The sequence below is a fragment of the Micromonospora sp. NPDC002717 genome, from assembly GCF_040295705.1.
GTDB lineage: Bacteria > Actinomycetota > Actinomycetes > Mycobacteriales > Micromonosporaceae > Micromonospora.
On sequence record NZ_JBEOVW010000007.1, the window covers coordinates 1 to 26,379 of the forward strand.

Consider the following 26,379-nt stretch of genomic DNA (forward strand, 5'->3'; position numbering starts at 1 on the left):
TCGGGCCCGTTCGCGCCGGGCGGGGGGGGCCGGGGGCCGCCCCCGCCCGCGCCCCCGGCCGGGGTCGGTCAGGACCAGGGGGCCGTCGGATACCAGGGGATGATCTCGCGGCGGGCGAGGATCCGCACGTCCCAGTAGAGGAACGTGAAGGCGCCGGCCACGATGAACGCGACCGCGGTCAGGGTCGCCAGTCGGGTCGGCCGGGCGCTGAACCACCGTTGCAGGCGGGAACCGGCGAGCCAGGCCAGCAGCAGGAACAGCACCGCCATGATGACGATGTTGCCGATCGACTGGAGGGTGAACGCCGCGGCCCCGTAGAGCGGGTTGCCGCTCTCGGCGGCGTCGCGGAACATCTGCCGGAACAGCGCGAACGGCCGGCCGATGAGGAAGCCGGCGATCAGCGCGCCCATGAAGACCATCGGCACGTTGGGATGCCGCTGGGCGATCCGGGCGAACGGATCCGGCACCACGCCGAGTGCGGCCAGGCCGAGGTAGATCATGATGAGCCCGATCACGCCGAAGACCACCATCGACTGGATGCTCCGCGGCGACAGGCTGCCGGGGCTGTTGCTGGCGGTGGAGAACTGCGGCATCGACGTTCCGACGAAGCCCACGATCGCGCCGTACGTGGCCGACACCGCGATCATGCCGACCGACATCCAGCCCAGTGGCTTCAGCGGCTGCACGAACCTGCTGAGCCTGCTGCCGGTGGTGCCGGTCAGCGGGGCGAGGGCGCCGAACGCGGCGATGTTGCAGGCGGTGAACGTGCCGGCGATCCCGGAGACGAAGGCGAACAGCACGCCGGCCGCGACGCCCTGGATGGGGGTCTCCTTGGCGTCGTGGCCGAGCAGGGTGTTGGCGACGTTGTCGCCGATGGTCCGGTCGACGAACTCCGCCGACCAGATCACGGTCAGCAGGAAGCCGCCGAGGACGCTGAGCAGGATGATCAGCCCGCGCCGCCGGGGGAAGTGCCCGGTGACGAACGCGGACGTGCCGGTCTGCGCGGTGTCGGGCCGGATCCGGACGGGTACGTCGGGTTGCTGGGGGGACCGCTGGGTCTGCGTCACGTGCGCTCCTCAGGGTGGGGGTGGAACCCGGGCGCGACGTCGACGTTGGCGACGCCGCCCGCGACCGGCGAACGGGGGCCACCGGTCGGCCTGGACGCACCCGCCCGACCCCTCCTACCAGCAACGAATCGTGCGGGATCGATGTCCGCGTCTCATCATGGGACGCTTCCGGCCTCGGGGGTTCTTCCGCCCTGCGCAATCGCGCTGGGTGATCGACCTGTGCCCCAAAGTGCCCGCGCCGATCCCGCCGGTCGCCCGGCCCGCCCTGATCAGGGCAGCGGCCACTCGTGGACCGGCCGGTTGCTGTGCATCAGCGTCACGTAGTGCCGCACCACCTCGCGCAGCGCCTCCGGCCGGTCGAGGTGGTCGGTGGACTCCAGCCGGTGCAGGGTCTCCACCTGCCAGCTCGCGCCGTTGCGCCCCGTCAGGCAGCGCTGCTCGATGATGCCGAGCAGCCGGTCGCGCTCGCCCGGGTCCAGGCCCCACCGGTCCAGCCCGTGGTGGGCCAGCGGCAGCAGCCGCCGCAGCACCAGCTCGGTGACCGGGAGGTAGCCCAGGCCGGGCCAGAAGACCTGGGCGTCGATGCCGTGGCGGGCGCAGCTCGTGAAGTTCTCCTCCGCGGCGCTGAAGGACATCTGCGACCACAGTGGCCGGTCGGCCTCGGCGAGCGCCCGGACCAGGCCGAAGTAGAAGGCGCCGTTGGCGACGGTGTCGAGCACGGTCGGCCCGGCCGGCAGCACCCGGTTCTCCACCCGCAGGTGCGGGCGACCCTTGAGCACGTCGTAGACGGGCCGGTTCCACCGGTAGACGGTGCCGTTGTGCAGGCGCAGCTCGGCGAGCGTGGGCACGCCGCCGGCGGCGAGGGCCTCGGCCGGGTCCTCCGGGTCGCAGACCGGCAGCAGCGCCGGGAAGTAGCGGACGTTCTCCTCGAACAGGTCGAACACGGTGGTGATCCAGCGTTCCCCGAACCAAACCCGGGGGCGTACGCCCTGCGCCTTGATCTCCTCGGCGCGGGTGTCCGTGGCCTGCTGGAACAGCGGGATGCGGGTCTCCCGCCACAGCTCGCGGCCGAAGAACAGCGGCGCGTTGGCGCCGAGCGCCACCTGGATGCCGGCGATCGACTGGGCGGCGTTCCAGTAGTCGGCGAACTGGGCGGGGCTGACCTGCAGGTGGAACTGGGTGCTGGTGCAGGCCGCCTCCGGGGTGATCGTGTCGGCGGTGACGGCGAGCCGCTCCACCCCGTTGATCGCGATCCGCAGGTCCTCGCCCCGGGCCGCGAAGATCTGCTCGTTGAGCAGTTCGTAGCGGGGGTTGGCCGACAGCGTCGCCGCGGTCAGATGCTCGGGGCGCAGCGTCGGCAGGATGCCGATCATGACCATGTGGGCGCCGATCGCGCGGGCCTTCTGCTCGGCGGCGTTCAGGCTGGCCCGTACGTGCTCCTCGAACTCGGCGGTGCCGGTGCCGGTCAGCCGGCGGGGCGCCACGTTGATCTCCACGTTGAACTGGCCCAGCTCGGTCTGGAAGCTCGGGTCCGCGACGGCGGCCAGCACGTCGGCGTTGCGCATGGCGGGCATCGAGTCCCCGTCGACCAGGTTTAGTTCGATCTCCAACCCGGTCATCGGCCGGTCGACGTCGAACCGCGACTCGCGCAGCATCTCGGCGAACACGTCGAGGCAACGGCGCACCTTTTCCCGGTAGCGGGCCCGATCCTCGCGACTGAAGGTCCGTACGCCGACTTCCTCGCCCATGGTCACCACCCTGTCACCGCTGGTCCCCTAAACCTCGCACGTCGCGTCGGGGCCGGGGAAGACCTGAGGACCTCTTCTCTACCCAGCGGGGCTCCGGGTGATCCCCGTCGCCCGCGTGCCGGACGCGCCCGGGATCACGGATAGCATGGCCGGCGGCGAGAGGTGGAGATGCTGATGCGCGAGAAGGTGACCCGGTTGTTCGTGGTGGCGGCGATCGCCGAGGCGATCTCCTGGGCCGCCCTGCTGGCCGGCATGGCGGTGAAGTACGGCCCGCCCGCCAACGAGCTGGGCGTGCAGGTCTTCGGGCCGATCCACGGCGGCCTGTTCATCGCGTACGGCGTGCTGGTGCTCGCGGTGGCCCGCCTGCGCCGGTGGAGTCTGGTGGCGACCGGGGTGGCCCTGGCCTGTGCCGTGCCGCCCTTCGCCACGCTCGCCTTCGAGCGTTGGGCGCGGCGGCGCGGCATGCTCGACACCGCCCGCGAGCCCGCCCGCGAGCCCGCCCGCGAGGCCGCCCCGGTCGGCTGACCCGCCCGACCCGGCGGCAGAACCGCCGCAAACCGAGGCAGGACAAAAGGGCTTCCGAGACGAAGGGCAGATTGCTCGTGGAATGAGCAATCTGCCCTTCGGACTGGCCGGACGCTAGCGCCTCGTGTGCGGCGACGATTCGATCAGGTATTCGACGTTTCCTTGAGAATCAGGGCCGCGTCCTCCGTCAGGTGTTTGCCGGATTGCGCCCGCAACTGGTTGAGCAGGCTGCCCAACTCCCCGTCGTCGAGCTTCGTCCGCAGACTGTCGGCGATCCCGTCGTTGTCGATCCAACCCAGGCCTCGGAACAAGGTCACAAGTGCCTTGAGCGTCTTTGTGCGGGGAGCAGGGACGGTGATGTCCAGGGAGTCCGACACGTTGGTGTTGCTGTCGCGAGACATCAGGCGGACGGCGTAGACCTTGCCGGCCTTCAGCGCCGCCGTCTCGGCTCCCGTGAACGTGACGGTCCCCGCCTCGACCACCGTACCGCCCGGAACCCGGCCGTTGGAGTTGACGTACTGGGAACTAACCGGCGAGGAAGGCGGACAGTTCGGCGGCGAGCTGTTCCGGGGCCTCCTCGGCCATGTGGTGGCCCGACTCGACCGGCGCGGCCCGCACGTCGTCGGCCCACTCCCGCCAGATCGCGGCGGGGTCGCCGTAGAGGTCCACCATGTCGTCCCGGGTGGACCACAGGAAGAGCACCGGGCAGGTGATCCGCCGGCCGGCGGCACGGTCGGCGTCGTCGGCCGCCCGGTCCGGGCCGAGGCCCGCCCGGTAGTCCTCGCACATGGCGTGCACCGTCGCCGGGTCGTGGATGGCCCGGCGGTAGTCGGCGTACGCCTCCTCGCCCATCTCTCTGGGGGAGCCGCCGTACCAGGCGTCGGGGTCGGCGTTGATCACCTGCTCGGCGGGCTTGTCGAGCTGCCCCAGGAAGAACCAGTGCCACCACCGGGCGGCGAACCGGGCATCGGCGCGGGCCAGGGCCTCCCCGATCGGTACCCCGTCGAGCACCCCGAGGCGGCTGACCCGGTCGGGGTGGTCCAGCGCGGTGCGCATCGCCACGTAGCAGCCCCGGTCGTGCCCCACCACGGCCGCGCGGTCGTGGCCGAGGGCGTCGAGCAGTGCCACGACGTCGCCCGCCATCGCCCGCTTCGAGTACGGCGCGTGGTCGGGCGTGCTCGGCGGCGTCGACGAGCCACCGTAGCCGCGCAGGTCCGGGCAGATGACCGTGTGCCGCTCGGCGAGCAGCGGCGCCACCCGGTGCCAGGTGGCGTGGGTGCGGGGATGGCCGTGCAGCAGCACCACCGGCGACCCGGACCCGCCGTGGCGTACGCGCAGGCGTACCGGCCCGAGGTCGATCTCGTCGAGCGTGAATCCGGCGAACATGGCGCCTGCGGTGCCCGGCCACGCGGGGCGCGAAACGTCAGGTCGGTGTCGGGCGCGAGCCAGGCCGGCGCCGGGCGCGAGACGTCGGGTCGGCACCGGGCGTGCGAGCCAGGTCGGCGCCGGGCGTGACTCAGGTGAGCGCGGCCCAGGCCAGCAGGGCGGCGACCAGCAGCCCGCCCAGTGCCGCCTGGAGCAGCAGCGGCGGCCCGAGGTGCGACCACAGCGTGGCGGTGCGCGGGGTGAGCAGTTGCCCGGTCGTCAGGTTGACGATCCGCTCGATCTTCGGCGGCAGGTCGGGGTCGCCCTGCCGGCGCAGCGTGAGCTGCACGTGGTCGGCGGGGTGCAGGGCGCTCTGCGGCAGGTGCCCGTGCAGCTCGACCTCGCAGAGCTGCCCGGCGGAGTCGCGCAGCCGCACCGGGGTGACCAGGTATTCGGGGCCCTTCTTCAGGTCCTTGAACCGTCGGCGGGCCGCGCCGGAGCCGGTGGAGAACAGGGACCGGACCACCGCCGCCAGCAGCCCGGCCACCCCGGCCGCCGCGAGCACCGCGACCAGCACCGGCTGGCCGATCCGCACCTCGCGCGGGTAGCCGTCGAGCAGGCGGACGACCCGGCCGGTGACGATCCGGTCGGTGGGGTGGACGATCCGCCGGATATGGAGGTCGCTGTCCATGGTCACCACCCAGAGTCCGGTTGCGTTCACCGATGGTATCGGCCATCCGGCCTGAACGACGTGAATGAATCCTGGTCACGCGCTCACGGCGGCCAGGTGACAACGGGATCGGCGCGGGTAAGCGGGGGGCCGAGCTGGAAAGGGGTCGAGCATGCAGCTGTCCTTCCTGCGCCCGCTCTACGACTGGCCGGGGCCGTGGGTCTCGGTGTACCTGGACGCCTCCGCCAACACCCAGGACGCCCACCCGGCGCTCGATCTGCGGTGGCGGGGCCTGCGCAACCAACTCCAGGAACAGCGCGCCGACGTGGACACGATCGACGCCGTCGAACGGGTCGTCCGCGGGCACGATCCGATGCCGGGGGACTACGGCCTGGCGGTCTTCGGCACCCGCGGTCGGGTGGTGCTGTCGGAGTACCTCTCCGCCCCGCCGCGGCGGGACCTCGCCGCGTTCACGCCGCTGCCGCACGTGATGCCGATGCTGGCGCAGCGCGGCGAGCAGGTGGCGTGGGTGCGGGTGCTGGCCGACCGGACCGGGGCCGATGCCATGGCGATCAGCGCCGGCGGCGTGCCGCGCCGCGCCCACGTGACCGGCCGGGAGGACTTCCAGTTGCGCCGGGTGCGGCCCGGCGGTTGGTCCCAGTCGCGTTACCAGCGCGCCGCCATGGAGGCCTGGCACCACAACGCCGGCGACGTCACCGCGGCGACGGTGGAGCTGGCCGAGAAGGTCGGCGCGGACGTGGTGGTGGTCGCCGGCGACGTGCGGGCCACCGGCGTGATCGCCGCCCAGATGCCGCAACGCTGGCAGGACGCCATGGTCCGCACCGACGCCGGCTCCCGGGCCGGCGGCGCCGACCAGACGCTTCTCGACGACCTCACCGTGCAGACCATCGCAGAGGTGGCCGACCAGCGGATCACCGCCGCGCTGGACCGGTTCGGCATGCAGGAGGACGTCGGCGCCGGGCTGGAAGCGGTGGTCTCCGCGCTGCAACGCAACCAGGTCGACACCATGCTCATCGTCGACGACCCGTCGGCCAACGGGGAGCTGTGGATCGGGCCGGACCCGACGGCGATCGCCACCGACCCGCGGCAGCTCGCCGACATGTCGGTGCGCGACCCGGAGAAGGTTCGGGCCGACGCCGCGCTCGTGCGCGCCCTGGTCGGCACCGAGGCCGAGCTGACCGTGCTCGGCCCCGACGAGGCGCCCGAGCTGACCGACGGCGTCGGGGCGGTGCTGCGGTACGTCGACGCCGCCACGCCGGGGCGTGGCAATGCCTGAGCGGACCGTGGCCGACCTGGTGGTCGAGCGGCTCCGTGCCTGGCGGGTGCCGCGGGCCTTCGGCTACCCGGGGGAGGCCATCGCCCCCGTGGTCGAGGCGCTCGACGCCTCGGGCGGGGACCCGGCGTTCGTCCCCGCCCGGCACGAGGAGACCGCCTCCTACATGGCCACCGGGCACGCCAAGTTCACCGGCGGGATCGGGGTCTGCCTGGCCACCCAGGGGCCGAGCGCCGTCCAGCTGCTCAACGGGCTCTACGACGCCAAGCTGGACAGCAAGCCGGTGGTGGCCATCGTCGGCGAGGACGTCTCCGGCCCGCTCGGCGGCGCCCACCAGGAGATCGGGCTGAGCCGGCTGTTCGGCGACGTGTGCAACCAGTTCGTCCGGTACGGCCGCACCCCCGCCGGGGTGCCGGCCCTGCTCGACCAGGCGTTCCGCACCGCCGCGGCCACCCGCAGCCCGGTCTGCGTGGTGCTGCCGCGCCAGTTGCAGGAGATCGCGGTGCCCGACCTGCAACCCCAGGCGGCGGGCGTGCTCGCGGCGACGCCCGGGGAGCCACTGGCCCGGGTGCTGCCGCACGACGTCGACCTGGAGGCGGCCGCCCAACTGCTCGCCAACGGCCAGCGCACCGCCATCCTGGTCGGGCAGGGCGCCCGGGGCGCGGCGGAGGACATCGTCGCCCTCGCCGACCGGCTCGGCGCCGGGGTGGCGACCTCGCTGCTCGGCAAGCCGGTGCTCGACGAGCGGCTGCCCTTCCACGCGGGCGTGCTCGGCGAGGTCGGCACCCCGGCCGCCGCCGAGCTGATGGGCGGCTGCGACACCCTGCTGCTGGTCGGCACGAACGACCCGTGGACGGACTACTTCCCGATGCCGGGGCAGGCCCGCACCGTGCAGATCGACATCGACGGGCGCCGGATCGGCACCCGCTACCCGGTGGACGTGCCGCTGGTGGGGGACGCCGCGGAGACGCTGCGGGCGTTGCTGGCCAGGGTGCCGGAACGGCCCAACGCCCGCTGGCGGGAGACCGTGGAGGGCTCGGTCGACCGCTGGCGGGCCGAGCGCGCCGACCGGGCCGCCGCCCCCGCCGAGCCGGTGAACCCGCAGCTCGTGATGCAGGAACTCGCCACCCGGGTGCCCCGGCGCGGGGCGGTCGCGGTGGACGTCGGCTCGGTCATCTACTGGTACGCCCGGCACCTGGAACTGCCCCCGGGAGTGAACGCGCAGCTCTGCGGCACACTCGGCTCGATGGGCTGCGCCCTGCCGTACGCCGTGGCCGCCAAGCTCGCCGCCCCGGACCAGCCGGTGATCGCCCTGCTCGGCGACGGCGCCATGCAGCTCAACGGGCTGGCCGAGTTGGTCACCGTGGCGCACCACTGGCAGGAGTGGCGCGATCCCCGGCTGGTGGTGCTGGTGCTCAACAACCGGGACCAGTCCGGCATGGGCGGGGGCCGTCCGCCGTCCACCGACCCCGCGCGCCGCCGCCCCGACGTCCCGTACGCCGGCTGGGCCCGCCTGCTCGGGCTGCACGGGTGCGGGTCGACCGGCCGGAACTGGTGGGGGCGGCCTGGGACGAGGCGCTCGCCGCCGACCGCCCGTGCGTGGTGGAGGCGGTGGTCGACCCGGCCGTACGACTGGCGCCTCCCGAGCCGGCGTTCGCGGACCTGCGCGGCGTCTTCGCCGAGGGCGACGCCGCCCGGCGGGTCCGCGACCGGATGCTCACCGCCGGGGTGACCGTGGAGACCGAGGACCTCGTTTAGCCGCCCGGCGGGCGGGCACTGAGGACCGGCAGTCAGACGCGGGAGGTCGCCTTGTCCGAGCCCACCGATCGCCGGTACGGTCCCGCGCGCCTGCCGGAGCCCCGCGGACCGGTCTCGGCTGCGGTGCTGGACGCGCTGCGGCAGGAGCCGCACGACCTGCCGGCCGGGCTCGGCGCTCGGCTCGACCCGGTCGACCCGCTCACCGACGAGGACCTCCAGCTCACCCTCTTCTGCTGCTACGAGCTGCACTACCGGGGCTGGCGGGGCGTCGACGACGACTGGGAGTGGCAGCCGTCCCTGCTCGCGCTGCGCGCGTACGCCGAACGGGTCTTCGAGGCGGCGGTGCGGGCGCTCGTGGGGCCGCTGCCGGCGGTGCTGCCCGGCGGCGTGCCGGCCGCCCTCGCCGACGTGGTCGCCGCGGACGCCGGGCCGTCGCTCGCCGGTCACCTCCAGCGCCGGGCGTCGCTGGCACAGTTCCGGGAGTTCGTCACCCACCGCTCGATCTACCACCTGCGGGAGGCGGACCCGCACAGCTGGGCCCTGCCGCGCCTCGGCGGACCGGCGAAGGCCGCCCTGGTGGAGATCCAGACGGACGAGTACGGCAACGGGCGGCTGGACCGGATGCACGCCGAGCTGTTCCGGGTGACCCTGGACCGCCTGGGGCTGGACACCGGATACGCCGCCCACCTGGACGCGGTGCCGGCGGTCACCCTGGCCACCAACAACCTGATGTCGTTGTTCGGGCTGCACCGGCGGCTGCGCGGGGCGCTGCTGGGGCACCTCGCCGCGTACGAGATGACCTCGTCGCTGCCGAACCGCCGGTACGGCAACGGGCTGCGCCGGCTCGGCCTGGACGAGGCGGCCACCCGCTTCTACGACGAGCACGTGGAGGCCGACGCGGTGCACGAGCAGATCGCCGCGCACGACCTGTGCGGCGGTCTGGTCCGGGTGGAGCCGGGGCTCGCCCCCGACGTGCTCCTCGGTGCCGCCGCCGCGCTGGCGGTGGACCGGCTCTTCGCCGCGCACCTGCTCGAGGCCTGGGCCGCCGGCCGCACCTCGCTGCGCCCGACCCCCGGCCCGCCCCGGGTCACGCTGCGGGAGTCCCCTCGGGCCGGCGCGGCCCGCGCTCCGCGCCTCACCGATCCACCGCTCGTCGATCTTGCACTTTCGGCCCCCGTTGCGGGTTGTCCGTCCTGATTCGTCGGGGCGCCAAACGCAAGATCGCGGGGTGGGTGGGGTCAGGTCTGGCGGTCGGTGCCCGCGCGGAAGCCGATCGCCTTGTGCGTGCCGTCGCAGAAGGGCTTGAGCGCGGACTTGCCGCACCGGCACAGCGCCACCGTGCCCCGCCGCGCGTCGATGGTCTCACCGTCCGGGGTGAGCAGGGCGAAGTCGCCCCGGACCAGCAGCGGGCCGTCCTGGTACGGGGTGATGGTGGCCGCCGCGGCGGGCGTGTCGTCGTCTGCGCGCATGGGCGCTCATGTGCCCGCCGTCCCGGTGCCGAAACCCCTGGTCACGGCCGGGGTGCCGGGCTGGCGGCGGGGACGGCGGCAACCGCCCGGATCTTCTGATTACTCCCGCCCGGTGGGGGATGCCCCGTTTGAACCCCATCGGGACGGGAAGCCGGGCCGCGTGGTGAGCGAACGAGGCAAGGTGGGGCCGGTGCACAAGGTGCGCAAGGGGCTCACGGCCGACGGTGCCGGACTGGCGGGCGACCGGGTGGTGGCCGCCGGCAGCGCGGCCCGGGTCCTGGTGGCCGCCACCGCGCGGGCGCTGCGCGGCACCGACTGCGCCGACCTGGGACACCCTGGACACCCCGGCCCACTGTCGCGGTTCACCGGCGCGCCCGAGCCGGTCCGGCGGGCGGCGGTGGTCCGGGCCGCCGGTCGGGTGGCGCTCACCCCCGGCCAGACGGCCGAGGTCGACGCCGAGCGGATCGCTCGCTGGTTCGCCGACCAGTACCCCCGCCGCCGCTACCCGGGGGCCCTGCTCGGCTCCCCGCACGGGGCCGCCGCGCACCTGGCGACGGCGCTCGGCGTGCCCTGGCTGCCCGCCGGGTTCGAGATGAGCGTGCACTGGGCCCAGGGCGCCGTGGACAGGCCGCAGGCCGCCCTCGACCACGGAGCGGCGCTGACGGCCCGCCTGCTCGCCGGCAACCCCGACCTGCACGTACGCCAGGTGCACTGCCCCGCCAGCCGGGGCGTGCTGGCCGGCGCCACGGTGTCGCTCGCGGCCCGGTGGCGGTCCCTGCCGGCCGCGTACGCGCGGTTCCTGGCCGACCTGCTGGAGCCGGGCGCACCGGTGCTGCTGCTGCGCGACGTGCGCACCTGGCCGGTGTTCGACTCCGCGCCCGGCCACAGCTTCCAGGTCGGCTGCCCGGGCAGCGGCCTGGACCCGGTGGACTTCCACCCGGACAGTCACGCCCTGCGCCAGGTGCTCCGCTCCGCCGGCGGGGACGGCGCGCACTGGCAGCCGCCGGAGGTCTGCGCGCCACCCGCCCCGGCCGAACACGGCGTGGAGTCCGGTTTCGAGGACAGTGCCCGGGAGTGGACCGCCCGGCACCGGCATCCGCTGCACCGCGTGCTCGTCCCGAGGCCGGGCGCGCTGAGCGCCGCGACCGCCGACCTGTACCGGCGCTGGCTGCGCGCGGCCGGCAAGACCGGCAACCGGCTGGTGGTGGAGTGCGGCCGGCTGCTCGACCCGTGGCAGGTGGTGCGGGCCGGAATGGTGCCGTACTGGTGCGAGAACGCCACCCGGCGCAGCGTGGAGGGGGTGGAGTGGTGGCTCGCCGGCAGCGAGCCGTTCAGCTCGGTGGACGTCCTGCCCGAGCCGCCCGGCCTGCGGTCGCCGGCGCTCGCTGGGTTGCCGCAGTGGCTGGCCGTCGCCGGCTTCGGCCGCCGCCGGCGGGCGCTGGACCGTCCCTCGGCGCGGGGTTACCCGGTCACCTCCGTGCCCACCCGCCGGGCCACCGAGGTGCTGCGGGCCCAGCCGTACGACCTGCCGACGCCGCCGCCGATGACCGTCGCCGAGGCACTCGCGGCACTGCGGGACAGCGGCGCCCACCAGGGGTTGCTGATCTGTTGAACCAGCCCTGTCGAAACATCCTCGCGAAACCGGGGTCCCGTGATTGAGTACCTACGGAGCGGGAACACCGCTGGCTGCGACGGCCTGATCACGCCGTCCGGCGCGGCGTCGTCGCCCGCTGGCATCCCAGTCATGTGACCCACTTCCGGCCCGGTGCGTGGTGCGACCACGCGCGCGCACGACCGGTTTCCTGAATCCGGGCGGGGGACCTTCCTGAGGGAGGCGCGGATGTTCGGACAGAGCACCACAACCACACCACCTCCGACCGATCGGGGCCTGGAGGACCTGGACGCGGCCGCGCTGGCGTACGCGGCCCGGATCGAGGGTCTTCCGCCCGAACGGCGTCAGGAGGCGCGTGACGACCTGGTCCGGTTCGCCCTGCCGTTCGCCGGCCGACTCGCCCGCCGGTACCGGGGGCGGGGGGAGCCGCTGGAGGACCTGGAGCAGGTCGCCCGCCTCGGCCTGGTCAACGCCGTCGACCGGTACGACCCCGAGCGGGGCTCGTTCACCGCGTACGCCGCGATCACCATCGTCGGCGAGATCAAGCGCCACTTCCGCGACCGCACCTGGGGCGTGCACGTGCCCCGCCGGCTGCGCGACCTGATCCTGGAGGTGGGGCAGGCGACCGCCGCGCTGACCAGCGAGCTGTCCCGGGCCCCGTCGGTCGCCGAGCTGGCGGCGCGGCTGGAGACGCCGGAGGAGGAGATCCTGGCCGCGCTGGAGTCGGCGGCCGGCTACAGCCCGGCCTCGCTCAACGCCCCCGTCGGCGGGGAGAGTTCGGCCGAGTTCGGCGACCTGGTCGGCGAGTCCGACAACGCGCTGGAGTCCGTCGACGACAGGGTGACCGTCAGCGGGCTGCTGCACCGGCTGCCCTGGCGGGAGCGGCGCATCCTGGCCATGCGCTTCTACGGCAACCAGACCCAGGCGGAGATCGCCGCCCGGTTCGGCATCTCCCAGATGCACGTCTCGCGGCTGCTGTCGCGGGCGCTGACCTGGCTGCGCCAGGCGATGCTCGCCGACGCCCCGCCGCCGTGGCAGAACGGCGCGGCCGAGTCGGACAGCACGAAGACCCGCATCTCCGTGAAGCAGAACGGCGACCGGGTGGTCGTGGAGGTCGGTGGGGAGGTCGACCGGGACGGCGCGGACCAGCTCCGCAGGGCCATGCTGGAGGCGGTGACCGGCCAGCCCGCCGAGGTGGTGGTGGACCTGGTCGGCGCGGGCGGCTTCGACGCCGGCGGCATCGCCGCGCTGATGGCCGGCCGCGAGGCCGCCGCCCGCACCGGCGTGCCGCTGCGGCTGACCCGGGTCCAGCCGGCCGTGCGCCGCTCGCTCACCGCCGCGGGCCTCGCGCCGGCCCGCGACAACTGACGCGCGCCGGGCACCTGCCGGCCAGACGACGGAAAGGGGCCGGCGCACGGGCGCCGGCCCCTTTCGCGTACGCCCGCTCAGCGCTCCGGGGTGTCGTCGGGCTCGCGCGGGTGCCGCCAGCGGTCTTTCTCCGGCGGCTCCGGCCGGGCGCCGGGCCGGGGCTCCTCCTCCGGCTCGGTGTACTCGAAGCTGGGCCGGCGCACCTCCTCGGGCTCCGGCACGTCCACCGGCCGGGCACCGGACTGCGGCGCGGGGTGGTAGCCGGCCGCTTCCCGTGCGCCGTGCGCCCCCTCGGCGGCCGGCGCCTCGGGCAGGTGCCTCTCGCGGTGCAGCTCCTCGCGGAACTGCTGCGGCGGCTTCGTGGTGCGCTGGGGCAGGTCCCGGCCGAGGTCGGCGACCAGCGGGCCGTACTTGGCGTCGAACGCGGGACGCTCGGAGCGGATCCGGGGCATCCGGTCGAAGTTGCGCAGCGGCGGCGGGCAGGTGGTGGCCCACTCCAGGGAGTTGCCGTAGCCCCACGGGTCGTCGACCGCCACCATGGCGCCGTAGCGCCAGGTTTTCCAGGCGTTCCAGATGAAGAAGAGCGTGGACGCGCCGAGCACGAACGCGGAGATGCTGGAGAAGGTGTTCAGCGCGGTGAAGCCGTCGCTCGGCAGGTAGTCGACGTACCGGCGGGGGAAGCCCTCGTTGCCCAGCCAGTGCTGCACGAGGAAGGTGCCGTGGAAGCCGAGGAACATGGTCCAGAAGTGCGCCTTGCCGAGCCGCTCGTCGAGCAGCCGCCCGGTCATCTTCGGCCACCAGAAGTAGAAGCCGCCGAAGAGGGCGAAGACCACCGTGCCGAAGAGCACGTAGTGGAAGTGCCCGACGGCGAAGTACGTGTCGTGGGTGTGCCAGTCGGCCGGCGGGCTGGCCAGCAGCACCCCGGTGAGGCCGCCGAAGAGGAAGGTGACCAGGAATCCGATCGCGAACAGCATCGGCGTCTCGAAGGTGAGCTGTCCCTTCCACATCGTGCCGATCCAGTTGAAGAACTTCACCCCGGTGGGCACCGCGATCAGGTAGCTCAGGATGCTGAAGAACGGCAGCAGCACCTGGCCCGTGGCGAACATGTGGTGCGCCCACACGGTCATCGACAGCACGGTGATCGCCATGGTGGCCAGCACCAGACCGGTGTAGCCGAAGATCGGCTTGCGGGCGAAGACCGGGATGATCTCGGTGATGATGCCGAAGAACGGCAGCGCGATGATGTAGACCTCGGGATGGCCGAAGAACCAGAACAGGTGCTGGAAGAGCATCGAGCCGTTGTTCTCCGGGGTGAAGACCTGCGCGTTGAGCAGCCGGTCCGCCGCCAGCGCCAGCAGCGCCGCGGCGAGCAGCGGGAAGACCAGGAGCACCAGCACGCTGGTGAACAGCATGTTCCACGTGAAGATCGGCATCCGGAACATGGTCATGCCGGGCGCGCGCAGGGTCAGGATCGTGGTGACCAGGTTGACCGCGCCGAGGATGGTGCCCAGCCCGGAGATGACCAGGCCGACCACCCACATGTTCGCGCCGACGCCCGGGGAGTGTTCCGCGCTGCTCAGGGGCGTGTACGCGGTCCAGCCGAAGTCGGCGGAGCCGCCCGGGAGGGCGAAGCCGCCGATCACCATCAGGCCGCCGAACAGGTAGAGCCAGTACGCGAGGGCGTTGAGCCGGGGGAACGACACGTCGGGCGCGCCGATCTGGATGGGCACGATGTAGTTGGCGAACCCGAACGCCGCCGGGGTGGCGAACAGCAGCAGCATCACCGCGCCGTGCGAGGTGAACAGCTGGTTGTACTGCTCGGGGGCGAGGAACTGCAGGCCCGGTCGGGCCAGCTCGGCCCGCATCAGCATCGCCTCGATCCCGGCGACCAGGAAGAAGCCGAACGAGGTGAGCAGGTAGAGCAGGCCGATCTGCTTGTGGTCGGTGGTGGCCAGGAACCGGATCAGGGTTCCGCCGGGGAGCGGCTTGCGCAGCGGCCCGGGAAAGCCACCGAAGCGTGCCGGTGCCAGGATCGCCGGGCCCCGGTCGCGTGGAGGTTCCGTGGTTACCCGCTTGGGCATGTGACTCTCACCCCGCCATGACGACAGAAAAAGGACGGCGTGCCTACCCGCCCCTCTGCCCATGTAACCAGGCGACAGCGGCTATTCAGGCTAGAGCGGTAATTTCGGTCAATTGGCGGGCAGTACGGCCCAGACGACCTTCCCGTCGCCGGCCGGCACGCTGCCCCAGCGCTGGGCCAGCTCGCGGACCAGCATCAGGCCACGGCCGCCCTCCGCCAGCAGCTCGGGAGAGCCGGCCCGCGCCGAGGCCCGGCAGCCGTCCACCACCGCGAGGTGCAGGTACGGCTGGCGCAGGGTGAGCGTCACCTGCATCGGGGTCCCGGCGTGCCGGACCACGTTGCCGACCAGCTCGCTGAGCACCAGCGAGGCCGGGCCGGCCGCCTGCGGCACGTTCCACCGGGCACACGCGTCGGCGACCAGCTCGCGGGCCCGCCGACAAGCCTCCGCCACCGGTTCGAGCCGGGCCCGCAGCCGCGGCACCACCGCCGCGTTCGCCACCCGCGTGGCCTCCTCGCAGTCGCGGCGCACCGGCACCACCCGGCAGGCCGTCGACTCCGCCAGCCAGTCCGCCGCCTCCGACGGCGGGGCGCAGAGCACGACCGGCACCGCCGGCCAGTCGGCGGCGCGCCGGGCGGCGGCCGCGAAGACCGAGAGCGCGAGCCGGTCACGGACGGTGACGTCGGTCAGGTCGACCACGAGGGCGTCGGGCTGGGCGGCCAGGCAGTCCGCCAGCACGGCGTGCACCGCGCGCATGGTGCCGACATCGAGGCCGCCGCGGAGCCGTACGACGGTCACGGGCGACGCGTCGCGCACCTCGCAGGTGATCCGGCTCGACATCTGCGCCCTCGCTTCGCGTGGTCGGGGACCTGCGAACTACCCGGGCGCCGGGGGAGTCAAACCGGAACGCGGGCGACCCCGACGACGGTCACGTCGCCCGCCGCTCGCGGTGCGTCACCGGCGGGGCTGCCCCCGCGTGGTCAGCACGCCGAGCGCGATCATGCCGACGCCGAGGAACAGGTGCAGCCAGTTGTCGGCGTTGTTGACCGGGACGAAGTTGGCCCCACTGTTGTGGTCGACCACCAGGCCGTAGAGCCAGAGCACCAGATAGATCGCTCCGCCGCCGACCAGGAACGTGCGGGCGCCGGAGACCGTCCGGGCCAGCACCAGCCCCGCCACCCCGAAGAGCAGGTGGACGATGTTGTGCAGCACCGAGACCTGGAACACGCCGAGCAGCTTGGCGTCGGACTCGTGACCGGCGAACCGCAGGTCCCCGAAATCGCTGGTGACCCCCGGCACGAAGCCGAGCACGCCGACCAGGAGGAAGACCACCGCCACGACGGCGGCGGCCCGCCGGACCGGCGCCTTGCCGTCGGCCGGGTTGTGCCGGGCGCGGGAGTGCGCCATGGGACCGGTCACCGCCTTCTCCTCACTGTGCGGGAACGCTGGGCCGTCCGCGCCTTCCCGCTCCTCATCCCGCCAAACCCGCGGCCGGCGGATCTCCTCGTGCCGGGCACGAGACGACCGGAGCCGCCCCGGCGAACCTCCCCGTGCCCTCCGGCGGCCCGGGCACGCGACGCCGGGGCCGGCCCGCCTGCCAGGCGGCCCGGCCCCGGGCACGGAGCGTGGGATCAGACCGGTTGCAGCCGTGGTGCGGCGGTGAGCTGGCGGACCCGTTCGTAGAGGCCCACGTACTGCTCCGCCATCACGGCGGGGGTGAAGCGCGCCGCGGCCTCGCGCCGGCACTCGTCGGGGTCGAGGAGGCTGGCGGCCAGCAGCAGGTCGGCCAGCTCGTCCTCGTCGGTGGTGAGCAGGCCGGTGCGGCCGTGCTCGATCAGCTCGGGCAGGCAGCCCCGCGCCGTCGCCACCACCGGCGTGCCCAGGGCCAGCGACTCGACCACCGCCGTGCCGCCCGGCTCCTCCCAGCGCAGCGGGAACAGCGAGGCGCGGGCGCCCGCCAGCAGGTCGTCGCGCTCCTGCCCGGCCACGGTGCCCACCCAGCGGACCAGGTCGCCGTCGACGTGCGGCGCCACCTCGTCGTAGAAGAACCGGACGTCCGGGTTCTGTCGTGCCTCGTCCCCGGCGGCAGCCAGGTCCTCCGGCCGGTGGTACGGCCCGACGGGCCCGGCGAGCACCAGCGGTACCCCCACCCGGTGCGCGAGGCGGGCCCCCAGGTCCTGGCCCTTGCCGGGGTTGATCCGGCCCAGGACGACCAGGTAGTCGCCCTTGTCCGCGGCCGGCCGCCGGTCGGCGTCGACGGCGAGGGGGGTCGACAGGTGCACGTGCCCCACGGAGTGCTCCCGCAGCGCCCGGGGCGCGCGGGCCAGTTGCGAGGCGGACACCCCGTTGACCCGCACCCGGTCGCCGCCGTCCAGGTTGCCGTAGAGCGCTGGGTGCTTGGCCAGGTCCCAGTGCAGCGTGTGCAGCGCCGGCGGGGCGTCCGGCCCCATCGCGGCGAGGGTGGCCAGGCCCACCGCCTCCACGTGGTCGTGCACCAGGTCGATGTCGTCGCGGGAGTGCAGCGCGCGCACCACCCCGTTCAGGTGCGCCTGGGAGATGCCGCAGACCTGGTTGTACGGCCGTTGCAGCGAGTGGAACTGCCCGTCGGGAAAGACGGACAGCTTCTCGTCGACCGGCAGGGTGCTGCTGTCGACCGACGCGAGCACCACCCGTACGCCGAGGCGGCGCAGCTCCGGCACCAGCGTCGCGATCACGTTCTCGATGCCGCCGTAGCCGGGCGGCGGCACGGACAGCCACGGACCGGCGTTCATCAGGACGGTGAGGCTCATCGTGCGGGGTTCCTTCCCTCGGCGGGGCCCTGGGCCGTCCGCGACCGGTCACCTGCGTTCTGGTGCGGCCGGGCGGTCACGCCGCGGCCACCCGTCGGCGGGGGATCCGGTGCCGCAGCTCCGCCAGGGGCGGTCGCTCCTCGATGGAGACGTCGCTGACGACGATCTCCCGGTCCAGGTTGGGTAGCGCGTCGGAGCCGCCGCGCCGGAACTGGGTCAGCAGGGCGGCGGGCATCGCGCCCGGGGCCGCCCAGCCGCGTCGCTGCAACCGCGACCAGGCGGTGAGCATGATCTGGGCCGACATCCGGCCCAGCGCGGCGGTGTCCTGGTGGCGGTGCTTGCGCTCGCCCAGGTCCACCTGGGCCAGCGCGTCCAGCCCGACGAGGTCGAGCAGGTCGATCAGCATCGCCGTCTCCACCCCGTAGCCGGAGACGAACGGCACCCGCTCCAGCACCTCCCGGCGGCCGGCGTACTCACCGGCGAGCGGCTGGACGAAGCCCGCCAGCTCCGGCCAGAACAGGTTGAGCATCGGCCGGGCCACCAGTTCCGTCACCCGGCCCCCGCCGTCGGCCTCCACACCGGTCGTCCCGACCAGCGGGCGGTGGTAGAAGCCCTTGACGAAGTCGACCGACGGGTCGGTCAGCAGCGGGCCGATCAGCCCCGTCACGAAGTGGGGGCGGAACTCCCGCAGGTCGGCGTCGACGAACGCGACGACGTCCCCCTCGGCCGCGGCCAGTCCGGCCCAGAGCGCGTCGCCCTTGCCGGTGAGCCGGGGCAGCCCCCGGGTCATCGCGTCCTGGCCGACCACCTCCGCGCCGGCGGCGCGGGCCACCTGCGCCGTGCGGTCGGTGGAGCGCGAGTCCACCACGATCAGTTCGTCGACCAGGGCCACCCGGTCCATCAGGTGCTCCCGGATCGTCGACACGATCGCGCCGACCGTCGCCTCCTCGTTGCGGGCCGGCAGGACCACGCTGACCCTGCTGTCGCCCTTCGCGCGCAGCAGCCGCCGCGCCGGCCAGTCGGCCGCGGACGTGGTGCGGTAGGTGGCCCAGGCCTCCACCACCGGTGAAACCATCGTCTCCGTATTCCGCACAGGCACCCCCTGATCGTGGCGGAAAAACCCGTTCTGTTTTTCCCACTACTGCGCTCGCGCTAACCGCAGCATGCCTAACAGCTTGATCACGGGGGTCACGCGGTCGGGTTCCCCCCTGGTGAACGTTTGATTGCGCCCACGCGGGGGGAGTGCACTCGACGGAACGCGAAACCGTGGCGGAAGGGCTTTCACATGCGCACGTGCCGGGTGGGACTGGTAGGGGCCGGCGGGGTGGCGCAGCGCCACGCCCGGGTGCTCGGCGGCTTCGCGGACGTGGAACTGCTCGGGGTGACCGACGTGGTGCCGGAGGCGGCGGCGGAGTTGGCCGGCGCGCACGGGGCCCGGACGTTCGACGACGTGGAGGAACTGCTGGCCGCCGGGCCGGACGCGGTGTACGTCTGCGTGCCGCCGTTCGCGCACGGGCCGGCGGAGGAACTGGTGATCGCGGCCGGGGTGCCGATGTTCGTGGAGAAGCCCGTCGCGGTCGACCTGGCGACGGCCGAGCGGATCGCCGACCTGGTCGCCCGCCGGGGGCTGCTCACCGGCGTCGGGCACCACTGGCGGTACCTGCCGGTGGTGCGGCAGGCACGGGAGTTGCTCGCCGGTCGTCCGGTGCGGATGGTCAGCGGGGCGTGGTGGGACAAGGTGCCCCCGGTCGCCTGGTGGTGCAGCCGGGACCGCTCCGGCGGCCCGGTGGTGGAGCAGGCCGCCCACGTGCTGGACCTGGTCCGGACGCTGGTCGGGGAGGCGACCGAGGTCACCGCGTACGGCAACGGCACGCCGCCGCCGGTCGACGGCGCCGACATCGACTCGGTGACCACCGCGGCGCTGCGCTTCGCCAACGGGGCGGTGGGCACGTTGACCGCCGCCTGCGTGCTCGGCTGGAAGCACCGCGCCGGGCTGGAGATCCTCGCCGACGGGATGGCCCTGTCGCTCACCGAGGACAGCCTGGTGGTCTGCGACGCCGACGGCGAACGTCGCTTCGACGCCGACCCCGACGCCGCCCGGGTGGCCGTCGACCGGGCCTTCGTCGACGCGGTCCGCGGGGTCGGCGACGACGTCCGCGTCCCGTACGCCGAGGCGCTCGGCACCCAGCGGCTCGCCCTCGCGGTGGCCGACTCCGCCCGCACCGGCCGGACCGTACGCCTGGACCGCCCGGCCGCCGCGCCGCTCGCCACGGGGGTGACCGTCGATGCGTGACAAGGTGGTGGTGGTCAGCGGCCCGGGCCGGGTGGAACTGGTCGAGCAGGACGCCGCCGAGCTGACCGACGGCACGTTCCGGGTCGAGACGCTGTTCAGCGGCGTCTCCGCCGGCACCGAGCTGAGCTACGTCAAGGGCACCAACCCCTACCTGCACGTCACCTGGAACGCCGACCTCGGCCTGTTCCAGGCGGGCGAAGCGAGCACGCCCTACCCGGTGACCCGGCTGGGCTACATGCAGGTCGGTCGGGTCGTGGAGAGCCGCACCCCGGCAGTCGCCGTGGGCACCGTCGGCGCGATGACGTACGGCCACCGCACCGGCTGGGTCGCCGACCCGGTCGCCGAGCGGTTCGTGCCGCTGCCCGACGACCTCGACCCGCTGCTCGGGGTCTACGTGGCGCACATGGGGCCGATCTGCGCCAACGGGGTGCTGCACGCCGCCGCCGACCTGCACGGCGCCGACGTGCGGTCGCTGGGCGACGGCGTCCGGGGCCGCCGCGTGGCTGTCGTCGGCAGCGGGGTGGTGGCCCTGCTCACCGCCCTGTTCGCCAGGCGGCACGGCGCCGCCTCGGTGGTGGTGCTCGACCCGACCCCGCAGCGGCGGGCCGTCGCCGAGGCGCTCGGCCTGGAGAGCCTCGACCCGGAGGCCGACGACCCGGCCGTGGTCCTCAAGACCCGCTGGGCGCACGGCCCCGGCGACCGGGGCGCCGACGTGGTGTTCCAGTGCCGGGGGCAGGCGTGGGCGTTGCAGCTCGCGCTGCGCCTGCTGCGCCCCCAGGGCACCGTCGTCGACCTGGCCTTCTACCAGGCCGGCGCGGACGCGGTGCGGCTCGGCGAGGAGTTCCACCACAACGGACTGTCGCTGCGCTGCGCGCAGATCGGCCGGGTGCCGCGCGGGCTCGCCCCCACCTGGGACCGCGAGCGCCTCTCCGCCGAGACGATCGACCTGTTGCGGGCGTACGGGGACGTGGTCCGCAAGCACCTGGTGTCGGCGGTGGTGCCGTTCGAGGAGGCGCCGACGCTGCTGACCGACCTGGCCGAGCGGCGCCGGCAGGAGCTCCAGGTGGTGCTGACCGTCTGACATCCGCGTCCGGCCGGGGCGGATGCCGGGGCCGGTTACCGTTGGCGGGCATGACTGCCAGGACCGCGTCGTGACCGCCGACGCTCCCGCCGCCGCTGCTCCCGCCGCCGAGGCTCCCGCCGGCGACCCCGCCACCGCCCCCGGGGAGCGTCGGGTCGGCCTCGCCGCCCTGCTGCCGTACCTGCGCGCCCACCGCGGCACCCTCGCCGTGGTGGCCGCGCTGTCGCTGGCCGGGGCGGCGGCGTCGCTGGCGCAGCCGCTGCTCACCCGCGCGGTGCTCGACGGCGTGTCCGCGGCCCGGCCGGTGGCCGGCCTGGTGGTGGTGCTGGTCGCCCTGGTGCTGGGGGCCGCGGCGCTCGGCGGGCTGCGGGACTACCTGCTGCAACGCACCGCCGAGGGCGTCGTGCTGGGCACCCGGCGGCGGCTGGCCGGGCACCTGCTGCGGCTGCCGATCGCCGAGTACGACCGCCGCCGCACCGGCGACCTGTTGTCCCGGGTCGGCTCGGACACCACGCTGCTGCGGGCGGTGGTCACCTCCGGGCTGTTCGAGGTGGTCACCGGCGCGGTGATGGTGCTGGGCGCGGCCGGCGCGATGGTGCTGCTCGACCCGGTGCTGTTCGGGGTGACCCTGCTCGGGGTGGCCGCCGGGGTCGGCTTTGCGGTCGCCTTCGCGCACCGGATGCGCGACCTGGCCCGGACCGCCCAGGAGCGCATCGGGGAGATGACCTCGGCGGTGGAGCGGGCGATCTCCGCCGTCCGGACGATCCGCGCGGCCCGGGCGGAGCGGCGCGAGGCCGACACGGTCGGCGCCAGCGCGGCGCAGGCGTACGCGGCGGGGCTGCGGGTGGCCCGGGTGCAGGCGTTCGTCGGCCCGGTGAGCACGGTCACGATCCAGGGCGCGTTCCTGCTGGTGCTGGGCGTGGGCGGGGCGCGGGTGGCGGCCGGTGTGATCACCGTGGGTGACCTGGTCGCGTTCGTGATGCTGCTGTTCTTCCTGGTGCTGCCGCTCGGCCAGGCGGTGCACGCCTACGCCCAGTTGCAGACCGGGCTGGGCGCGTTGCAGCGGATCGAGGAGGTGCTCGCGGTGCCGGTGGAGAGTGCGGCCGACCGCCCCGCGCCCGTGCGTCACGCCGCCGCCCCGACCTGGCCGAGCACCGCCGACGGGGCACCGGCGGCGGTCGAGTTCGACCGGGTCGACTTCCGCTACCCGGGCGGCCCGCCGGTGCTGCGCGGGGTCAGCTTCACCGTGCCGGCCGGCACCCGCACGGCACTCGTCGGCCCCTCCGGCGCCGGCAAGTCGACGCTGCTGGCCCTGGTCGAGCGCTTCTACGACGTGACCGGGGGCACCCTGCGGCTGGACGGGGTGGACGTGCGCGACCTGCCCCGCGACGCGCTGCGCGCCCGCCTCGGCTATGTCGAGCAGTCCGCGCCGGTGCTCGCCGGCACGCTTCGGGAGAACCTGCTGATCAGTGCGCCGGACGCCACCGACGACCGGCTGCGCGCGGTGCTCGACGAGGTCAACCTCGGTCATCTCGCCGAGCGGGCCCCGGAGGGGCTGGCCGTGCAGGTGGGCGAGGGCGGGGTGCTGCTCTCCGGCGGCGAGCGGCAGCGGCTGGCGATCGCCCGGGCCCTGCTGGCCGGGCCGCCGGTGCTGCTGCTCGACGAGCCGACCAGCAACCTCGACGCCCGCAACGAGGCCGCGCTGCGCCGGGCCATCGACGCGGTGGCCGTCCGGCGGACCTTGTTGATCGTGGCGCACCGGCTCTCCACGGTCGTCGACGCCGACCAGATCGTGGTGCTCGACGGCGGGCGGGTGGCCGCCACCGGCACCCACGACGAGCTGACCGTGACCAGCCCGCTCTACCGCGAGCTGGCCGCCCACCAGCTCCTGGTGACCTGAGCGGCCGGCGGTCCGACCCGCCCGGCAGCGACACCCCGCGCGGCGCCGCGCCGGGCGGGCCGCCGCTACCCGGTCCGGTCGCGTACCGTTGCCGCTCATGGGTGTGTCGCAACGCTTGAAGAGCAGGTTCCGGCGGTTCCTCCAGCGCCCGGGGACGACGGTCGACCTGGGGCCGCTGGAGAAGCTGCTGCCGGCCATCGAGGCGCGCGAGGAGAAGCTGTCGGCCCTCGACGACGCCGAGCTGACCGAGGCCGCCGGCACGGCCACGGGCTACGAGGAGATCTGCGCGATCGGCCGGGAGGCCGCCCGCCGCGGCATCGACCAGCGGCCGTACGACGTGCAGCTGCTCGGCGCCATGGCGCTGCTCTCGGGCAAGGTCGCCGAGATGGCCACCGGTGAGGGCAAGACGCTCACCGCCACCGTCGCCGCGTACGGGCACGTGCGGCTCGGCAACGGCCCGGTGCACGTCCTCACCGTCAACGACTACCTGGCCCGCCGCGACGCCCAGTGGATGGAGCCCGTCTACACCCTGCTCGGCCTGACCGTCGGCTGGGTCAACGAGGCATCCACCCCCCAGGAGCGGCGCGACGCGTACGCCTGCGACGTCACCTACGTCTCCGTCAGCGAGGCCGGCTTCGACTACCTGCGCGACCAGCTCGTGACCGACATCGACGACCGGGTGCAGCCGCCGCTGCGCACGGCGATCGTCGACGAGGCCGACTCGATCCTCATCGACGAGGCCCGGGTGCCGATGGTCCTCGCCGGCGCGGTCGCCGGCGAGCAGGACCCGGTGCACGCGGCTGCCGCCCTGATGCGCGGCCTGCGCAAGGGCAAGCACTACACGGTCGCCGAGGACGGCCGCAGCGTGGCCTTCACCGCTGCCGGCCTGGCCGCCGTGGAGGCCAAGCTCGGCATCGACCTGTACGACGAGGAGCACGTCGCGCAGCTCTCCGCGGTGAACGTGGCGCTGCACGCGCACGCCCTGCTGCACCGCGACGTCGACTACATCGTCCGCGACGGCACCGTCGAGCTGATCGACGAGATGCGCGGCCGGGTGGCCCAGCGCCGCCGCTGGCCGGACGGGCTCCAGGCGGCGGTGGAGGCCAAGGAGGGCCTGGACGCCACCGCCGAGGGCGAGGTGCTCGGCACCATCGCCGTGCAGGCGTACATCGCCCTCTACCCGACGGTGTGCGGCATGACGGCGACCGCGGTGCTGGTGGGCGACCAGCTCCGGGAGTTCTTCGGCCTCGAGGTGGCGGTGATCCCGCCGAACACCCCGTGCGTCCGCGAGGACGAGCCGGACCGGATCTACGCCACCCGCGCCGAGAAGGAGGAGGCGCTGATCGACGAGATCACGCGCTGCCACTCGGCGGGGCGGCCGGTGCTGGTCGGCACGCTGGACGTGAAGGAGTCCGAGGGGCTGGCGGCCGGCCTGAACGCCGCCGGGGTGCCCTGTGTGGTGCTCAACGCCAAGAACGACGACGAGGAGGCGGCGATCATTGCCGAGGCCGGCGCGTACGGCGCGGTGACCGTCTCCACCCAGATGGCCGGTCGGGGCGTGGACATCCGGCTCGGCGGCAGCGACCAGGCCGACCGGGAGCGGGTCGCCGAGCTGGGCGGCCTCTACGTGATCGGCAGCGGCCGGCACGACAGCCGGCGGGTCGACGACCAGCTGCGCGGCCGGGCCGGCCGCCAGGGCGACCCGGGTGGCTCGGTCTTCTTCGTCAGCCTCGAGGACGACCTGGTCGTCCGGCACGCCGGCGACGCCGTCCCGGCGTCGCCCCGGATGAACGCCGACGGCCTGGTCACCGACGAGCAGGTCGACTACGCCGTCGAGCACGCCCAGCGGGTCGCCGAGGGCGTCAACCACGAGATCCACCGCAACACCTGGCGCTACAGCGTGGTCATCGAGCAGCAGCGCAAGGCCCTCGCCGAGCGGCGGGAGCGGCTGCTGACCAGCGACGTGGCGGCGCTGATGCTGCTGGACCGGGTGCCGGAGAAGGCCGAGGAGATGGACGAGGACCTGCTCGCCCGGGTCGCCCGGTCGATCGCCCTCTACCACCTCGACCGGCTCTGGGCGGAGCACCTCGCCGAACTGTCCGAGGTGCGCGAGGGCGTGCACCTGCGGGCGCTCGGCCGGCTCGACCCGCTGGACGAGTTCCACCGGGCGGCGGTGCCGGCGTTCAACAACCTGATCCCGGAGATCGAGAAGCGGACCATCGCGACCTTCGAGGAGACGGAGTTCGGCGAGGACTGGGAGCCGGACGAGGCGAAGCTCGTGCGGCCGAGCGCCACCTGGACGTACCTGGTCCACGACAACCCGTTCGGCTCCGAGCTGGACCGGTTGATCGCTTCCGTGGGTCGACGGCTCAGCGCCGGCTCCCGCTGACGCGTCGGGGCCCCTTCCGCGCCACGCGGCGCCGGAAGGGGCCCCCTTTTGCGCCGTTTCGACCCCGGTTTGCGAGGGTAGTAGGGCGGGTCCGAAGAGTCGGGAGAGATCAGAAGATGGAACGGGTGACGGCGCCGGTCGGGCGCGCGGGGGCAGGCGCGGGGTCGGTGGAGGCTGTGCCGCGGTGAACCTGGAGATGCGGGACCCGGCGGTGGAGCGGCTCGGCGTCCTGGAGACGGCCGCCCTGCTGCGGGAGCTGACGGCCGGGCTGATCGCCGTCGACGACTTCGACGAGGCGCTGGCGGCGCTGGTGCGCATCGGCCGGGACGCGGTGGACGGCGTGAGCTGGTGCGGCTTCACCGCGCTGCGGGCCGGGGAGCCGGCCGGCGTGGCCGCCTCCGACGAGCGGCTGGCGGGGCTGGACGACCTGCGGCACGGCCCGGACTCGCCGGCCATGGACGCGATCCGGCGGCGGGAGATGATCCTCTCCGAGCACCTGGGCCGCGAGCCGCGCTGGCCGGCCTGGACGCCCCGCGCGCGGGAGCTGGGCGTGCACGGGGTGATCTCCGCCCCCGTGGACGTCGACGAGCAGGTGATCGGGGCGATCAACCTCTACGCCGGCGCGGCCGACCTGCTCACCCCCGGGCACCAGCTCACCGCGATGCTGCTCGCCGAGCACGCCGGGCTGCTCCTCGCGGCGGTCCGCGACCGGGCGCGCCGGGCGGCCCGGGCCGGGGAGCTGGACTCGTCGCTGCTCGGCGACGGCGTGGTGGGGCAGGCGATCGGGGTCATCATGACCCAGCGCGGCTGCCCGGCCGAGGAGGCTCTCGACGTGCTGCGCAGCGCCGCGTCGTCGCTGGACATCCCGCTGCGCGAGGTGGCCGACCGGCTGGTCAGCACCGTGTCGCGTCCCCGGGACACCTGAGCCCCGTCGCCGCCCCGTCCGCCGGCCCTCCCAGCCGTGACATCCGGG

Annotated in this window: 22 protein-coding genes; 11 read left to right on the top strand and 11 right to left on the bottom strand. The window is 74.1% G+C overall.

The window, feature by feature from the left end:
* Window positions 1–68: 68 nt before the first annotated feature.
* Both ABT006_RS12475 and ABT006_RS12480 read right to left on the bottom strand, forming a co-directional pair.
* Window positions 69–1,067, bottom strand: a complete 999-nt coding sequence (locus ABT006_RS12475) for a hypothetical protein (protein ID WP_350705700.1) — start codon at window positions 1,065–1,067, stop codon at window positions 69–71.
* Window positions 1,068–1,336: 269 nt separating this feature from the next.
* Window positions 1,337–2,815, bottom strand: coding sequence for a glutamate-cysteine ligase family protein (locus ABT006_RS12480; protein ID WP_350705702.1), 1,479 nt, complete (start codon window positions 2,813–2,815; stop codon window positions 1,337–1,339).
* 174 nt (window positions 2,816–2,989) lie between these two features.
* Between ABT006_RS12480 and ABT006_RS12485 the strand changes: the two genes are divergently transcribed.
* Window positions 2,990–3,340 (top strand): DUF3817 domain-containing protein, encoded by a 351-nt coding sequence (locus ABT006_RS12485; protein WP_350705704.1) that lies wholly within the window; start codon window positions 2,990–2,992, stop codon window positions 3,338–3,340.
* 143 nt (window positions 3,341–3,483) lie between these two features.
* Here ABT006_RS12485 and ABT006_RS12490 read toward each other — a convergent pair whose 3' ends face one another.
* The 3 genes from ABT006_RS12490 to ABT006_RS12500 all read right to left on the bottom strand — a co-directional run bounded on the left by ABT006_RS12490 (window position 3,484) and on the right by ABT006_RS12500 (window position 5,405).
* Window positions 3,484–3,822, bottom strand: coding sequence for a hypothetical protein (locus ABT006_RS12490; RefSeq protein ID WP_350705706.1), 339 nt, complete (start codon window positions 3,820–3,822; stop codon window positions 3,484–3,486).
* Window positions 3,823–3,865: 43 nt separating this feature from the next.
* Window positions 3,866–4,726: an alpha/beta fold hydrolase gene (locus tag ABT006_RS12495; protein WP_350705708.1), complete on the bottom strand. Its 861-nt coding sequence runs from the start codon at window positions 4,724–4,726 to the stop codon at window positions 3,866–3,868.
* Window positions 4,727–4,856: 130 nt separating this feature from the next.
* The gene (locus ABT006_RS12500) at window positions 4,857–5,405 is read right to left on the bottom strand and encodes a hypothetical protein (protein ID WP_350706172.1); all 549 of its coding nucleotides are present in this window, start codon (window positions 5,403–5,405) and stop codon (window positions 4,857–4,859) included.
* Between the two features lie 142 nt (window positions 5,406–5,547).
* Here ABT006_RS12500 and ABT006_RS12505 point away from each other — a divergent pair, with 142 nt between their 5' ends.
* From ABT006_RS12505 to ABT006_RS12515, 3 genes are all read left to right on the top strand, one after another.
* Window positions 5,548–6,672, top strand: a complete 1,125-nt coding sequence (locus ABT006_RS12505) for a baeRF2 domain-containing protein (RefSeq protein ID WP_350705709.1) — start codon at window positions 5,548–5,550, stop codon at window positions 6,670–6,672.
* The gene (locus tag ABT006_RS12510) at window positions 6,665–8,401 is read left to right on the top strand and encodes a thiamine pyrophosphate-binding protein (RefSeq protein WP_350705711.1); all 1,737 of its coding nucleotides are present in this window, start codon (window positions 6,665–6,667) and stop codon (window positions 8,399–8,401) included. Before ABT006_RS12505 ends, ABT006_RS12510 begins: the two co-directional genes overlap by 8 nt.
* 77 nt (window positions 8,402–8,478) lie before the next feature.
* Complete coding sequence (locus ABT006_RS12515; RefSeq protein WP_350705713.1) at window positions 8,479–9,624, top strand: iron-containing redox enzyme family protein; 1,146 nt, start codon at window positions 8,479–8,481, stop codon at window positions 9,622–9,624.
* A gap of 41 nt (window positions 9,625–9,665) precedes the next feature.
* Here ABT006_RS12515 and ABT006_RS12520 read toward each other — a convergent pair whose 3' ends face one another.
* Window positions 9,666–9,896, bottom strand: a complete 231-nt coding sequence (locus ABT006_RS12520) for a CDGSH iron-sulfur domain-containing protein (protein ID WP_350705715.1) — start codon at window positions 9,894–9,896, stop codon at window positions 9,666–9,668.
* Window positions 9,897–10,086: 190 nt separating this feature from the next.
* Here ABT006_RS12520 and ABT006_RS12525 point away from each other — a divergent pair, with 190 nt between their 5' ends.
* The gene (locus ABT006_RS12525) at window positions 10,087–11,508 is read left to right on the top strand and encodes a hypothetical protein (protein ID WP_466024179.1); all 1,422 of its coding nucleotides are present in this window, start codon (window positions 10,087–10,089) and stop codon (window positions 11,506–11,508) included.
* 228 nt (window positions 11,509–11,736) lie between these two features.
* Window positions 11,737–12,876, top strand: coding sequence for a SigB/SigF/SigG family RNA polymerase sigma factor (locus ABT006_RS12530; protein ID WP_350705717.1), 1,140 nt, complete (start codon window positions 11,737–11,739; stop codon window positions 12,874–12,876).
* A gap of 77 nt (window positions 12,877–12,953) precedes the next feature.
* Here ABT006_RS12530 and ctaD read toward each other — a convergent pair whose 3' ends face one another.
* From ctaD to ABT006_RS12555, 5 genes are all read right to left on the bottom strand, one after another.
* Window positions 12,954–14,957, bottom strand: a complete 2,004-nt coding sequence (ctaD, locus tag ABT006_RS12535) for an aa3-type cytochrome oxidase subunit I (protein ID WP_350705719.1) — start codon at window positions 14,955–14,957, stop codon at window positions 12,954–12,956.
* Between the two features lie 108 nt (window positions 14,958–15,065).
* A complete protein-coding gene (locus tag ABT006_RS12540; RefSeq protein WP_350705721.1) occupies window positions 15,066–15,794 on the bottom strand; it encodes an ATP-binding protein in 729 nt (242 codons plus the stop codon).
* Window positions 15,795–15,908: 114 nt separating this feature from the next.
* Window positions 15,909–16,373 (bottom strand): DUF4383 domain-containing protein, encoded by a 465-nt coding sequence (locus ABT006_RS12545; protein WP_350705723.1) that lies wholly within the window; start codon window positions 16,371–16,373, stop codon window positions 15,909–15,911.
* A gap of 212 nt (window positions 16,374–16,585) precedes the next feature.
* Window positions 16,586–17,743: a glycosyltransferase gene (locus ABT006_RS12550; protein WP_350705725.1), complete on the bottom strand. Its 1,158-nt coding sequence runs from the start codon at window positions 17,741–17,743 to the stop codon at window positions 16,586–16,588.
* Window positions 17,744–17,819: 76 nt separating this feature from the next.
* A complete protein-coding gene (locus tag ABT006_RS12555; protein WP_466024174.1) occupies window positions 17,820–18,818 on the bottom strand; it encodes a glucosyl-3-phosphoglycerate synthase in 999 nt (332 codons plus the stop codon).
* A gap of 210 nt (window positions 18,819–19,028) precedes the next feature.
* On the opposite strand from ABT006_RS12555, the gene ABT006_RS12560 reads away from it, so the two are divergent.
* From ABT006_RS12560 to ABT006_RS12580, 5 genes are all read left to right on the top strand, one after another.
* Complete coding sequence (locus ABT006_RS12560) at window positions 19,029–20,036, top strand: Gfo/Idh/MocA family protein (RefSeq protein ID WP_350705727.1); 1,008 nt, start codon at window positions 19,029–19,031, stop codon at window positions 20,034–20,036.
* Window positions 20,029–21,117 carry a zinc-dependent alcohol dehydrogenase gene (locus ABT006_RS12565; protein ID WP_350705729.1) on the top strand — a complete coding sequence of 363 codons (1,089 nt, stop codon included), beginning with the start codon at window positions 20,029–20,031 and terminating at the stop codon, window positions 21,115–21,117. The genes ABT006_RS12560 and ABT006_RS12565 overlap by 8 nt, the downstream gene beginning before the upstream one ends.
* Window positions 21,118–21,187: 70 nt before the next feature.
* Window positions 21,188–23,017: an ABC transporter ATP-binding protein gene (locus ABT006_RS12570; protein ID WP_350705730.1), complete on the top strand. Its 1,830-nt coding sequence runs from the start codon at window positions 21,188–21,190 to the stop codon at window positions 23,015–23,017.
* Between the two features lie 97 nt (window positions 23,018–23,114).
* Window positions 23,115–25,406 (top strand): accessory Sec system translocase SecA2, encoded by a 2,292-nt coding sequence (gene secA2 / locus ABT006_RS12575; protein ID WP_350705732.1) that lies wholly within the window; start codon window positions 23,115–23,117, stop codon window positions 25,404–25,406.
* Window positions 25,407–25,590: 184 nt separating this feature from the next.
* Entirely contained in the window at window positions 25,591–26,331 is a 741-nt protein-coding gene (locus tag ABT006_RS12580) for a GAF and ANTAR domain-containing protein (RefSeq protein WP_350705734.1), read from the top strand.
* Window positions 26,332–26,379 lie beyond the last annotated feature (48 nt).